A 12,801-nucleotide genomic window follows, 5' to 3' on the forward strand; every position below is an offset into this window, starting at 1 on the left:
GCAACGGGCATATACTCCTGACAAACCCCCACCAACGCATACACGCGGCAGACATCTGTAGGTGCTCCTTAGAAAGGAGGTGATCCAGCCGCACCTTCCGGTACGGCTACCTTGTTACGACTTAGTCCCAATCGCCAGTCCCACCTTCGACAGCTCCCTCCCACAAGGGGTTAGGCCACCGGCTTCGGGTGTTACCAACTTTCGTGACTTGACGGGCGGTGTGTACAAGGCCCGGGAACGTATTCACCGCAGCGTTGCTGATCTGCGATTACTAGCGACTCCGACTTCATGGGGTCGAGTTGCAGACCCCAATCCGAACTGAGACCGGCTTTTTGGGATTAGCTCCACCTCACAGTATCGCAACCCTTTGTACCGGCCATTGTAGCATGCGTGAAGCCCAAGACATAAGGGGCATGATGATTTGACGTCGTCCCCACCTTCCTCCGAGTTGACCCCGGCAGTCTCCTATGAGTCCCCGCCATCACGCGCTGGCAACATAGAACGAGGGTTGCGCTCGTTGCGGGACTTAACCCAACATCTCACGACACGAGCTGACGACAACCATGCACCACCTGTGAACCGGCCCCAAAGGGGAAACCACATCTCTGCAGCAGTCCGGTCCATGTCAAGCCTTGGTAAGGTTCTTCGCGTTGCATCGAATTAATCCGCATGCTCCGCCGCTTGTGCGGGCCCCCGTCAATTCCTTTGAGTTTTAGCCTTGCGGCCGTACTCCCCAGGCGGGGCACTTAATGCGTTAGCTACGGCGCGGAAAACGTGGAATGTCCCCCACACCTAGTGCCCAACGTTTACGGCATGGACTACCAGGGTATCTAATCCTGTTCGCTCCCCATGCTTTCGCTCCTCAGCGTCAGTTAATGCCCAGAGACCTGCCTTCGCCATCGGTGTTCCTCCTGATATCTGCGCATTTCACCGCTACACCAGGAATTCCAGTCTCCCCTACATCACTCTAGTCTGCCCGTACCCACCGCAGATCCGGAGTTGAGCCCCGGACTTTCACGGCAGACGCGACAAACCGCCTACGAGCTCTTTACGCCCAATAATTCCGGATAACGCTTGCGCCCTACGTATTACCGCGGCTGCTGGCACGTAGTTAGCCGGCGCTTCTTCTGCAGGTACCGTCACTTTCGCTTCTTCCCTACTGAAAGAGGTTTACAACCCGAAGGCCGTCATCCCTCACGCGGCGTCGCTGCATCAGGCTTGCGCCCATTGTGCAATATTCCCCACTGCTGCCTCCCGTAGGAGTCTGGGCCGTGTCTCAGTCCCAGTGTGGCCGGTCACCCTCTCAGGCCGGCTACCCGTCGTCGCCTTGGTGAGCCATTACCTCACCAACAAGCTGATAGGCCGCGAGTCCATCCAAAACCACAAAAAGCTTTCCACCCCCCACCATGCGATGAGGAGTCATATCCGGTATTAGACCCAGTTTCCCAGGCTTATCCCAGAGTTAAGGGCAGGTTACTCACGTGTTACTCACCCGTTCGCCACTAATCCCCCCACAAGTGAGGTTCATCGTTCGACTTGCATGTGTTAAGCACGCCGCCAGCGTTCATCCTGAGCCAGGATCAAACTCTCCGTTGAAGTAAAACAAAAACGAACACCACCCAGAAACCACGGGAAAACGCGGAAACCAGGCAGCAAAATTTGAAACCAGCTGTAAAAACCAGACCACACCACAGGGGCGGCATGACCCGGCAAATTCAACCAATTCATATAAAATAAACCGGTATCAACAAACTTGGCACACTATTGAGTTCTCAAACAACAGACACATTCGAATACTTCTCGAAACAATTCATAATCAATGAATTCTTTTGTTTCGCATTTCTTCGCCGCGATGTTTCCAGCTTATTTCATTCATATTCACTTTGCAAATCCGGGTTATTTTCCCGATGTTCACTTGGTGGAATGAATCCGCCCATCAAAAAGCGAAGCATTTCTTCATTTCCGTGCTGAGCACATGAACAGTTGCTTCTCAAGTGAAGGGGTTTGTCGCCACTCACCGGCGGCGACTCAGAAGACATTACACGCTCCCCCGGGGCCGTGCAAATCGGCTGCGGAGGAGCGTGTAATGGGTCGTGAACGGGCTCTAGGGAACCAGGACTTCGACGGTCGCCAGGTTCTTTTTGCCCCGGCGCAGAAGCAGGTACTGGCCGTGGAGCAGTTCCGATTCGGAGATCACAGCCTCCGGATCGGAAACCTTCTCGTTGTTCACGTAGGCACCGCCTTCGCCTACGGTCCTCCGGGCGGCTGACTTGCTCTCTGACAAGCCTGACGCGACGAGCAGATCCACGATGCCAAGTCCGTCCACCTGGATCCTGGCGGATGGAAGCTCCGACGTAGCCGCTTCAAGGGTCTGCTTGTCCAACGCTGACAGGTCCCCGTTACCAAAGAGCGCGGCGGAAGCTGCGATGACCTTCTCTGTGGCCTCGACGCCATGGACGAGCGAAGTCACTTCGAACGCAAGCTTCCGCTGGCCTTCACGCGCGAACGGGCGCTCTGCAACTGCGGCAGCCAGAACGTCAATCTCGGCACGGTTCAGGAAGGTAAAGACCTTGAGTCGGTCCACAACGTCGGCGTCGGCGGTGTTGAGCCAGAACTGGTAAAAGGCGTAGGGGCTGCACATCCCTGCATCAAGCCAGATGGCATTGCCTTCACTCTTACCGAACTTGGTGCCGTCCGAGTTCGTGATCAAAGGAGTGCCCAGGGCATGGACAGTCTTGCCCTCGACCTTGCGGATCAGTTCGGTGCCGCTGGTGAGGTTTCCCCACTGGTCTGAGCCCCCGGTCTGGAGGACACAGCCGTAGTCACGGAAGAGCTGGAGGTAGTCCATGCCCTGCAGGATCTGGTAGCTGAACTCCGTGTAGCTGATGCCTTCCTCGGAGTTGAGCCGGGAGGCAACGGCGTCCTTGCGGAGCATGGTTCCCACCCGGTAGTGCTTCCCGATCTCACGCAGGAAGTCAATGGCGCTCAACGGGGCGGTCCAGTCGAGGTTGTTGACCATGCGTGCGGCGTTGGCACCGTCGAAGCTCAGGAACCGGCGGACCTGCGCCTGCAGGTAACCCACCCACTCTGTCACCGTGTCCTTGGTGTTCAGGGTGCGCTCGGCGGTGGGGCGCGGGTCACCGATCAGGCCGGTGGATCCGCCCACGAGGCCCAGCGGCTTGTGTCCGGCCAGCTGCAGCCTCCGCATCAGCAGCAACTGGACGAGGTTTCCCAGGTGCAGGCTGGGCGCCGTGGGGTCGAAGCCGCAGTAATAGGTGACCGGCTCACCGGCGAGGAGCTTTTCCAGTTCCGCTTCATCAGTGGAGACGTGGACCAGACCGCGCCATTTGAGCTCCTGCCAGACGTTGGCAAAGGAGGGGTCGTTCTGCTGGGATTCGAGATCGTTGAGTTCTGACACGACTTCTAAGTTAGCAGGATTGCCTGCCGCCGGCGCCACAGGGAAGGCACCGGCGGCAGCCGACAGGCGGCAGCGCAAGCAGGTCAGCGCTCGATGCCCGCCGGTACCGTCTCTGCCGCGATGAGCCGGAGTCGCTGCGTGGGACGGGTCATGGCGACGTAGAGATCCCCTACCCGGCCGTGCTCGTGGTTGAGCATCATGGACGGTTCCAGCACCACCACGCCGTCGAACTCCAGGCCCTTGGCCTCGCGTGGGCTGATGACCACGATGTCCTGTTCATAGCTTCCGGCGCCCGTGCCGATGCGCCGGCCGTAGGCGGCGCGCAGGGCTGCCGTTGCCTCCGGGAGCAGGTGACCGTCGGCGATGATCGCCAGCAGGCCGCCGTCGAGCGCTTCCAGTTCATCGGGCAGAACCTCCACCAGCCGGCTGACCACCTTGTCCGAATCAACCCTGTCGATGATGGGCGACCAGCGCCCCTCACGGACGGCCTTCGGCGCGGACACCACCAGGCCGGCTGCATTGGCCATCCGCGCCGCAGCTTCCGCGATCTGCGACGGAGTCCGGTAGTTGACCGTCAGCTCCTCCAGCTGCCAGCGGTCTCCGAACATCGGACCAAGCGCCGCCTGCCAGGAGTTTGCACCTGCCACGGAGCTGGTCTGGGCGATGTCACCGACGATTGTGAAGGACTTCAGCGGGCAGCGGCGGACCAGCAGGCGCCACTGCATCGGCGACAGCTCCTGCGCCTCATCCACGACGATGTGGCCGAAGGCCCAGGTCCGGTCGCTGGTTGCGCGCTCGGCAGCCGTCAGCCTCGCCTCGCGCTCCTGGTTCTGGTCCACCAGCTCCTCGGCGGACACCAGCACGTCCACACCTGCCGTCTCCATGTTCACCAGCGTCTGCTTGGCGTTGGCGAGGTCGCGGGCGCGGTCGTGTTCCTGCTGCGCGAGCCCACGGCCTGCAGCCGGATCCAGCTCCCCCAGCAGCTCGGCCGCTTCGTCAAGGAGCGGGACGTCGGCCTCGGTCCAGGGGGCGTCCACAGGACGCAGAAGCAGTGCGCGTTCCCCAACGGTGAGGCGCGGCGTGCAGGCCTCCAGCACGGCAGGTTTGCTCAGGAGCTCGCTGATCAGTTTCTCCGGAGTCATGGGCATCCAGCAAAGGTTGAGCGCGATCCGCACGTCCCGGGCAGTACGGACGTCTTCTGCCAGGTACGAACGGTCGGCATTGTTTCCAATGCTTCCGGCTTCCACCAGCTCCGTCATCTGTTCCGTGAGTTCGCGGAGCAGGATCTTGACGAACGTCAGGCGTGCCTCGTTATGCGGCTTGCCTGTGGAACGGGCTCGTTCGCGGGCCCGGCGGACCTGCCGCGGCGTCAGCACGAGCTTGCGTCCGTCAACTTCCAGCACGCGGTCCTCTGCGGGGATCCGCTGCCGGTTGGCCACCGCGTTGGCCACCACGCCTGCCATGTCCAGCCGCCCCTTGATGGCTGCGACGTCGGCCTCGGGCTCGGCCACTGCGTTGATGCCGGGCATCAGCCGCCCGACGCTCGCCATCACCACTCCGGTCTCGCCGAGTGACGGCAGCACCCGTTCGATGTACTTCATGAACGACGACGACGGCCCCACCAGCAGCACGCCTGCTGTCTTGAGCCGGTCCCGGTGCGTGTAGAGCAGGTACGCAGCGCGGTGCAGCGCAACGGCAGTTTTTCCCGTACCCGGGCCGCCCTGCACCACAACAGCGCCGGAGATGGGGGACCGGATGATGCGGTCCTGTTCGGACTGGATGGTGCCGACGATGTCCGACATCCGGCCCGTCCGCTTGGAGTCCAGCGCCGCCAGCAGCGCTCCTTCGCCCTGCAAGGACGCGTTGTCGGCCAGCATGTCCGCATCCAGGACGTCGTCCTCGATGGCCTTGACCTCCCGCCCCTGGAGAATCAGGTGCCGGCGGCGGCGGACGCCCTGCCGATCAAACGCCGTGGCCTGATAGAAGTGGCCGGCTTCGGGCGCGCGCCAGTCCACCATGAGCCGCTGCAGGTCGTCGGTGGTCAGGCCGATGCGGCCGATGTACTGGGCCTCGCCGGAATCAAGATCAAGGCGTCCGAAGACCAGCCGGTCATCAACCGCATCCAGCTGCGCCAGGCGGTCCTCATAAAGCGCAGCGAACGCATCGCGCTCGGAAACATTCTGCATGGTGCCAACGGCACCGGCCCGGCGGACCAGCGCCAACTGCTTGCGCTTTTCGTCGCGTAGCTCTTCAAGCCGCGCATACAGACCAGCAACATAGTCCCGTTCGTGGGCCAAATCGGCGTCGAGCATTTAACGTTCCCCTATCGCGAAAGACAGACCGTCCATTCTACAACCATTTCGGTTAACGCGTCTGAAACTTCGGGCCTGCTAGTTCGCTGGTCGAAGTTTCCCCGCCTTGTACCGGGACACGGTGGGATCCGCCGTGATCCAAAAGCGCCACGAGTAGCGCTCCGACCCGCCGGCGCCGGAGACACCGACCCTGGGCCCGGAACTGATCTCGGCGACTGGCTCAGGGGGCAACACCAGGCTGAAAGGTGCCGCCAGGGCATCCCGGCCACTGTCCGCGGTGGTCAGTCCGAGCGCCTTGGCAAGCCTGGCCGGGCCGCTGGCCAGGTCCGCGGCGGATTTTGACGTGGGGCGCCGGTGCCGGGCCAACTGGCGCCCGGCGGTCACCTCTCCCGCCCGCAGCAGGACCGCGGACGCTACGCCGTCGGGTCCACAGACGATGTTGGCGCAATGGTGCAGCCCGTACGTGAAGTACACGTACAGATGCCCGGCCGGACCGAACATGGGCGCATTCCTGGCAGTGGGCCCGCGGAACGTGTGCGATCCGGGATCCGGGTGCAGCGAGTCCTCCGGGCCAAGATAAGCCTCCACCTCCGTGAGCCTGACGGACACGGCACCGTCCCGGGAATCATGGGTCAGGACCGACCCCAGGAGCAGCAGGGCAACGTCGCGGGCGTCGCCGGACAGTACGTCCCGCAGCCGGGATTCCTCCGGCAGGGCGTTCGTGCTCATACTCTGACTTTATCCAAGCCTCACTGACGCGCGGCCTGGACTGGAGCAGCTTCCAAGGAACGGCCATGTCCGATTTCCGCTAGCAGGCCCGGTTCCGGGCTGGCAGGATAGAGGACATGGACTTCTGGCAGCGCTACCGTGCGATCGACGCACGCGACACACGGTTCGACGGGCAGTTCTACACCGCTGTCCGGACCACGGGCATCTACTGCCGCCCTTCCTGCCCGGCCAGGACGCCCAAGGCCTCCAATGTCACCTTTTACGAAACCTCCGCCGCCGCGCACGACGCCGGCTACCGGGCCTGCAAGCGCTGCCTCCCCGAAGCGGTGCCCGGCACGCCGGCCTGGAACATCCGGCAGGACCTTGCGGGTAGGGCCATGCGCCTGATCAACGACGGGGTGATCAACCGGGACGGAGTGGAGGGACTTGCGGCAAGGCTGGGATATTCCTCCCGCCAGCTCAACCGGATCCTCGGTCAGGAGCTGGGCGCCGGGCCGCTCTCCCTGGCCCGCGCCAGCCGCGCCCAGACTGCCCGCACATTGCTGGTGTCCACTTCCATGAAGCTTGCCGACATCGCGTTCGCATCCGGATTCAGCAGTGTCAGGCAGTTCAACGAAACCATGGTGGAAGTCTTCGCCATGACCCCTACTGCGCTGCGCGCCACAGCGAAGCACCACAAGCATGCAACCGCCGCTACGGCCTTGACCCTCAGCTTGCCGTACCGCGAGCCATTCGATCCGGGCGTTTTCTCGTTCCTGGCAGTCAGGGCCATTTCCGGAATAGAGGCCGGCACGCCCACCTCCTACGCACGCACCCTGCGGCTCCCCCACGGCGATGCCCGCTTCAGCGTTAATTACGACGCCGACGCGCCGGGACGGCCCCTGACCCTCACGGTCGGCGCGGTGGATCTCCGCGACCTGCCCGCGCTGCTCAGCCGGGTGCGGCGCCTCTTTGACCTCGACGCCGATCCAGTGGCCATCGACAACGCCTTGGCCGCGGATGCCCGTTTGGCCCCCGCCGTGTCAGGGACGCCCGGCATCAGGATGCCGGGCGCCCTGGATCCGCAGGAACTGCTGATCAGGGCCATGATCGGCCAGCAGATCACTGTAGCGGCTGCCCGGACGGCTTTGACTCAGCTGTCGGCCGCCGGAAGCGCCAGCCTGCTGCCGGGCGACGGGCTGGACCGTTTGTTTCCCACCCCTGCCCAAATCGCCGAAACGGGGTATGCGCTGCTGCGTGGCCCCAGGCGGCGGATTGAGGCCCTCCGCGCCGTTGCGTCGGCCCTTGCGGGCGGCGAGCTCGATTTTGGCTACGGCGAGGATCTGCCGGGGCTGGGGGCAAAGCTGCTCCCGCTTGCCGGCGTGGGACCTTGGACGGTGGGCTACGTGGCGATGCGAGTCCTCGGGGCCCCGGACGTTTTCCTCGCCAACGACGCCGCCGTGCGGAACGGAATCAGGAGGCTCGCCCTGCCTCCTGTGCCGTCTCCCAGCCCGGCCGCTGAGGTGCCCAGCCCGGATTTCCGCGGGGTCAGCCCCTGGCGGTCCTACGCCACCATGCACCTTTGGCGCGCAGCTGCCGCGCAGAGTGCCCCACGTTCTGAGAAATCAGTTCCAGAGAAAGCGATGCGATGAAAGCCCTGCTGTTAGTGATGTCCACCCCGGACGGCCCGTTCACCATTCTTGCCCAGGATGGTGAAGTCCTGGCATCCGGCTGGACCGCCGAGCCTGGCGAATTGACCGGTCAGATTCACCCAGGACTGCGTCCGGGCGAAGTTGAAGTGGTGACGGACCTTGGTCCCATTTCCCGGGCAGTGGAAGCGTTCTACTCAGGGGACCCCGTGCCCGCCATGAGTGTCCCTGTGAGGCAAAAGTCCGGGCCCTTCCGTGCCCATGCCTGGGACGTTCTGCGGACCGTCCAGCCCGGGTTTCCGGTGACCTACACCGAATACGCCGGGCTGTCCGGCAATCCGAAGGCGGTGCGCGCAGCCGCAAGCGCCTGCGCCTTCAATGCCGCGGCCCTGTTTGTCCCGTGCCATCGTGTCATCCGGACGGATGGCACCTTGGGTGGCTTCCGGTGGGGCCTGGCCATCAAGGAGAGCCTGCTGGCCCGCGAGGCCGCCTGAGCCCCAACCATGCGGGCGTTATTGCGCCGTTGCTATTTCGCAGTCGCTAACTCACGGTCGGCACGCCGGAGGGCCACGGCAGCAGTTCCGGGAGGTCCACGCCGTCAGCCGCGGCCGAGGCCCGCAGGCTGCCGAGGGACGGTTCGCGGCCGGCAAGCCAGGCCGCAATGTCGGTGATCATGCCGCTGACCACCGTGGAGCGGCCGCCGCTGCCGATGCTCACCGGCGGGAGTCCGAGCGGCTGCAGGACGAGCCTGTCAGCGGGGGGAACCCTGGGGGACAAGAAGTCGAACAGGTGCTCACAGAACTGCCGGCTCCAGGTCTCGGGTCCCAGGCCAGTGCCCAGGTCCGAGGCATGGATCACGAGTTCCCGCCACAGTGCCAGGCCGCCGTCGAAGACCACTCCCCCACGGTAAGAGATGGGCGCCTGCCAGCCGGGGCCGACTGAACCGGGATATTCCAATGTGTCAAAGGCGGCCAGAGCCCGGTCAAGGGCTGCCTGCAGGTCCGCCTGATGCGTCGCGGCGTCGTGGCCCGCTGCCATGCCGATCGCCTTGTTGCGTCCCTCCTGGCCACCGTCGTACAGGTCGACGGTCTCGCCGCGGGCGGCATATTCCAGCTGCCTGGCCATGGCGTTCGAGATCCCTGTCAGGTGCGCCAGGACGTGGCCCCGGGTCCAGCCGGGCAGGGCTGACGGAGCCAGTACATCCTCATCGGCGAGTTTCGCGGCGGTGGAGGTCACGGCGGCCGCGGCCTTGTGCAGTTCGGCGAGCAGGGCGTCCGGTGCGGGAGCTGTCATGGCGCTCATCCTAACCGAGGTTGCATCTTTGCTGGCATGCCGCCCGGGCCATAGAGGTGCCGAATGTGCTGCCGGTCGACGCGTGCCTGCCAGAACTCAATTTCTGCCGGCCTGACGGCGTAGAGCTGCCAGTCCGGATTGTGGCTGCCATCCGCTGCGGGCCGGGCCTGCCAGTCGGCGGCGGAGGCGTCCGCGGAGAGCTCAACCACGGCGCCGGCAACCCGGACCTGGCGGCCCTGCTCCGGCCAGTAGAAGTTCAGCGCGGCCCGCGGGTTCACGGCCAGTTCCCGGCCCTTCCGCGAGATGCGGGACGTCGCGAAGTGCCAGCCGTCGTCGTCGATATTCTTCAGGATCAACATCCTGGCGGAGGGCTGGCCATTTGTGTCCGCAGTGGCCAGGCTGCAGGCGTGCGCTTGCTGCACGCCGGCAGCAAGCGCCTCATCCAGCCACTGCTTGAACAGCTCCACCGGATCCGAAGGGGCACTGCCCGGGTCAAACCCGGGCAGGTCCGCAGGAAAGTCGGGCAGCGAACGCAGGTGCCGGCGGAAGGATTCGCTCATGGCGACATGCTAGCTGGAAGCGTTCCGCGGTTAACGCACAACGCTCTCTCAGTTGTTGCATGAAAATCGGCAACGCTCTCTCACTTTCTCGAGGAAAGTGAGAGAGCGTTGGCCAAAATGATGCAAGAACTGAGAGAGCGTGCGGCTGCTACCGCGCGTAATCCCGCACGCCGGCAAGCTCACCTTCAAGGGCGATGAGCTGGCGTTCGACGGCGGCCGGTGCGGTGCCGCCCTGGGAGTTGCGGCTGTTGAGCGACCCCTCGGTGCTGAGGACCGTGCGGACCTCAGGAGTCAGGTGCTCCGAAATGGCGGCGTACTCGTCATCCGTGAGGTCCCAGAGTTCGACGCCGCGGCTTTCGGCCTGCTTTACTGCGGCACCGGAGAGTTCGTGGGCTTCACGGAACGGCACGCCCTGGCGCACGAGCCATTCGGCGATGTCCGTGGCCAAGGCAAAGCCCTGAGGCGCCAGGGACTCCATCCGCTCGGTGTTGAACTTCAGGGTGGCGAGCATGCCGGAGACGGCCGGGAGCAGCATCTCCAGGGTGTCGGCGGCGTCGAAGACCGGTTCCTTGTCCTCCTGCAGGTCGCGGTTGTACGCGAGCGGCAGGCCCTTGAGCGTTGCCAGCAGGCCGGTCAGGTTGCCGATGAGGCGCCCAGCCTTGCCGCGGGCAAGTTCCGCCACATCCGGGTTCTTCTTCTGCGGCATGATGGATGATCCCGTGGAGTAGGAATCGTGCAGGGTCACAAACGAGAACTCCTTGGTGGCCCACAGGATGACCTCTTCGGAGACCCTGGACAGGTCCACGCCGATCATGGCCGTCACCCAGGCGAACTCGGCAAAGACGTCCCGGGAGGCAGTGCCGTCAATCGAGTTGTGCGTGGCCGAGAAGAAGCCAAGATCCGATGCCACGGCTTCCGGGTCCAGGCCCAGCGAAGATCCGGCCAGGGCACCCGAGCCGTACGGGGAAACGCCGGCGCGCTTGTCCCAATCCTGCAGCCGCTGGACATCGCGCAGCAGCGCCCAGGCATGGGCCAGCAGGTGATGGCTCAGCAGGACCGGCTGGGCGTGCTGCAAGTGGGTGCGGCCAGGCATGGCCACGCCCCGGTGCGCCGTGGCCTGCTCCACGAGGGCGTCGATGGTGGCCAGCACACCCCCGGCGATGATGCGGGCGTGGTCGCGCAGGAACATTCGCCCCAATGTGGCGATCTGGTCGTTGCGCGAACGTCCGGCCCGGAGCTTTCCGCCCAGCTGGGTGCCGGCCCGTTCGATAAGACCGCGTTCAAGCGAGCCGTGCACGTCCTCGTCCGATTCCGCTGCTGTGTACGCACCGGAAGCAACATCCTCGTCCAGCTGGGTCAGCGCCGCCAGCATGCCGTCGAGCTCGGCTTCATCGAGGAGTCCGGCCTTGTGCAGCACTCGGGCGTGCGCCACGGAACCTGCAATGTCATAGCGGGCCAGCCGCCAGTCGAAATGGGTCGACTTGCTCAGCGCTGCGAGGGCATCTGCGGGCCCGCCGGCAAATCGGCCGCCCCACAGTGCGCCCTCGTTCGTCCCCGAAAGCTCCCCGATCTCGCTCGGCTCTGCCGGAGACCCCGGCGTCAACGGGCCCACCGAGGTCACTCGCCCGCCACCCGGATATCGCGGCCGGCGGCGACCTTGGCGGACATGCCCCACAGCTCGATGAAGCCCTTGGCCTGCGACTGGTCGAAGGTATCGCCGGTGTCGTAAGTGGCGAGGTCGAAGTCGTACAGCGAGGTGCCGGAGCGACGTCCGTTGACGGTCGCCTGGCCGCCGTGCAGCACCATGCGGATGTCGCCGGAGACGTAGCGCTGGGTGTCCTCGATGAAGGCGTCCAGCGAGCGCTTGAGCGGGGAGAACCACTGGCCGTCGTAGACCAGTTCGGCCCAGCGTTGGCCGACGGTGGCCTTGAAGCGGGCCTGCTCGCGTTCGATCGTGATGTCCTCGAGGTGCTTGTGGGCGGTGATCAGCGCCATTGCACCCGGGGCCTCGTAGATTTCGCGGGACTTGATGCCCACGAGCCGGTCTTCGACGACGTCGATCCGGCCCACGCCCTGCGCGCCGGCACGGCGGTTGAGTTCCTTGATGGCCTGCAGCGGGGTGACCTTGACGCCGTCGATCGCTACCGGGACACCGGCTTCGAAGGAGATGATGACCTCGTCCGGTGCCGGCGGGAACTCCGGGGTGGCCGTGTAGTCGTAGATGTCCTTGGTGGGGCCGTTCCAGATGTCCTCGAGGTAGCCGGTTTCGACGGCGCGCCCCCAGACGTTCTGGTCGATCGAGTACGGGTTCTTCTTGGTGGTCTCGATCGGCAGTCCCTTTTCCTCGGCGAAGGCGATGGCCTTGTCACGGGTCAGGGCGAGGTCGCGGACCGGTGCAATGCATTTCAGGTCCGGACCCAGGGTCTGGATGCCCACTTCGAAGCGGACCTGGTCATTGCCCTTGCCGGTGCAGCCGTGGGCCACGGTGGTGGCGCCGAATTCGCGCGCTGCCTTGACCAGGTGCTTGACGATCACCGGGCGGGAGATGGCGGAGACCAGCGGGTAGTGCCCCTGGTAGAGGGCGTTGGCCTTCAGCGTGGGGACGCAGTACTCGTTGGCGAACTCATCGCTGGCATCAGCCACGTAGGCTTCAACGGCGCCGCAGCCCAGGGCGCGCTGGCGGATGGTCTCCAGCGACTCGCCGCCCTGCCCGACGTCCACCGCCACGGCGATGACCTCGGCGCCGGTTGCTTCACCGATCCAGCCGATGGCTACGGAAGTATCCAGGCCACCGGAGTAGGCCAGAACAATACGCTCAGTCACGGAAATGCTCCTCTTTGTTGGGGTTTGCGTTGTTTAAA

At 64.5% G+C, this 12,801-nt stretch carries 9 protein-coding genes and 1 rRNA gene; 2 read left to right on the forward strand and 8 right to left on the reverse strand.

Translation table 11 applies throughout. The features are described 5' to 3' along the window. Window positions 1-72 precede the first annotated feature (72 nt). The 4 genes from QFZ30_RS12735 to QFZ30_RS12750 form a co-directional block, all read right to left on the reverse strand. Window positions 73-1,596: ribosomal RNA gene (locus tag QFZ30_RS12735) — 16S ribosomal RNA — on the reverse strand. Between the two features lie 508 nt (window positions 1,597-2,104). Further along, window positions 2,105-3,418 carry a tyrosine--tRNA ligase gene (gene tyrS, locus QFZ30_RS12740; protein WP_307076726.1) on the reverse strand — a complete coding sequence of 438 codons (1,314 nt, stop codon included), beginning with the start codon at window positions 3,416-3,418 and terminating at the stop codon, window positions 2,105-2,107. An 83-nt stretch (window positions 3,419-3,501) separates the two neighbouring features. After that, entirely contained in the window at window positions 3,502-5,730 is a 2,229-nt protein-coding gene (locus tag QFZ30_RS12745; protein WP_307076728.1) for a HelD family protein, read from the reverse strand. 78 nt (window positions 5,731-5,808) lie between these two features. Next, entirely contained in the window at window positions 5,809-6,459 is a 651-nt protein-coding gene (locus tag QFZ30_RS12750) for a DNA-3-methyladenine glycosylase (protein WP_307076730.1), read from the reverse strand. A 116-nt stretch (window positions 6,460-6,575) separates the two neighbouring features. Here QFZ30_RS12750 and QFZ30_RS12755 point away from each other — a divergent pair, with 116 nt between their 5' ends. Together QFZ30_RS12755 and QFZ30_RS12760 are read left to right on the forward strand one after the other, a co-directional pair. Beyond that, entirely contained in the window at window positions 6,576-8,090 is a 1,515-nt protein-coding gene (locus QFZ30_RS12755) for an AlkA N-terminal domain-containing protein (RefSeq protein ID WP_307076733.1), read from the forward strand. Continuing rightward, window positions 8,087-8,581 (forward strand): methylated-DNA--[protein]-cysteine S-methyltransferase, encoded by a 495-nt coding sequence (locus tag QFZ30_RS12760; protein ID WP_307076735.1) that lies wholly within the window; start codon window positions 8,087-8,089, stop codon window positions 8,579-8,581. Before QFZ30_RS12755 ends, QFZ30_RS12760 begins: the two co-directional genes overlap by 4 nt. A 46-nt stretch (window positions 8,582-8,627) precedes the next feature. Here QFZ30_RS12760 and QFZ30_RS12765 read toward each other — a convergent pair whose 3' ends face one another. The 4 genes from QFZ30_RS12765 to QFZ30_RS12780 form a co-directional block, all read right to left on the reverse strand. Then, window positions 8,628-9,380 carry a maleylpyruvate isomerase family mycothiol-dependent enzyme gene (locus QFZ30_RS12765; RefSeq protein WP_307076737.1) on the reverse strand — a complete coding sequence of 251 codons (753 nt, stop codon included), beginning with the start codon at window positions 9,378-9,380 and terminating at the stop codon, window positions 8,628-8,630. Window positions 9,381-9,385: 5 nt separating this feature from the next. Then, window positions 9,386-9,940 (reverse strand): pyridoxine/pyridoxamine 5'-phosphate oxidase, encoded by a 555-nt coding sequence (locus QFZ30_RS12770; protein WP_307076739.1) that lies wholly within the window; start codon window positions 9,938-9,940, stop codon window positions 9,386-9,388. Between the two features lie 148 nt (window positions 9,941-10,088). Beyond that, window positions 10,089-11,552 carry an argininosuccinate lyase gene (gene argH / locus QFZ30_RS12775; RefSeq protein ID WP_307080236.1) on the reverse strand — a complete coding sequence of 488 codons (1,464 nt, stop codon included), beginning with the start codon at window positions 11,550-11,552 and terminating at the stop codon, window positions 10,089-10,091. A 5-nt stretch (window positions 11,553-11,557) separates the two neighbouring features. Next, window positions 11,558-12,763 carry an argininosuccinate synthase gene (locus QFZ30_RS12780; RefSeq protein WP_307076741.1) on the reverse strand — a complete coding sequence of 402 codons (1,206 nt, stop codon included), beginning with the start codon at window positions 12,761-12,763 and terminating at the stop codon, window positions 11,558-11,560. Between the last annotated feature and the right edge of the window lie 38 nt (window positions 12,764-12,801).

Origin of the sequence: Arthrobacter pascens, from assembly GCF_030815585.1 — a bacterium.
GTDB lineage: Bacteria > Actinomycetota > Actinomycetes > Actinomycetales > Micrococcaceae > Arthrobacter > Arthrobacter pascens_A.

Bases quoted from the DNA above. Each gene is read 5' to 3' on its own strand.
- QFZ30_RS12750 (WP_307076730.1), bottom strand. From the start codon at position 6,459: ATGAGCACGAACGCCCTGCCGGAGGAATCCCGGCTGCGGGACGTACTG.
- QFZ30_RS12755 (WP_307076733.1), top strand. From the start codon at position 6,576: ATGGACTTCTGGCAGCGCTACCGTGCGATCGACGCACGCGACACACGG.
- QFZ30_RS12765 (WP_307076737.1), bottom strand. From the start codon at position 9,380: ATGACAGCTCCCGCACCGGACGCCCTGCTCGCCGAACTGCACAAGGCC.
- QFZ30_RS12770 (WP_307076739.1), bottom strand. From the start codon at position 9,940: ATGAGCGAATCCTTCCGCCGGCACCTGCGTTCGCTGCCCGACTTTCCT.
- QFZ30_RS12745 (WP_307076728.1), bottom strand. From the start codon at position 5,730: ATGCTCGACGCCGATTTGGCCCACGAACGGGACTATGTTGCTGGTCTG.
- QFZ30_RS12760 (WP_307076735.1), top strand. From the start codon at position 8,087: ATGAAAGCCCTGCTGTTAGTGATGTCCACCCCGGACGGCCCGTTCACC.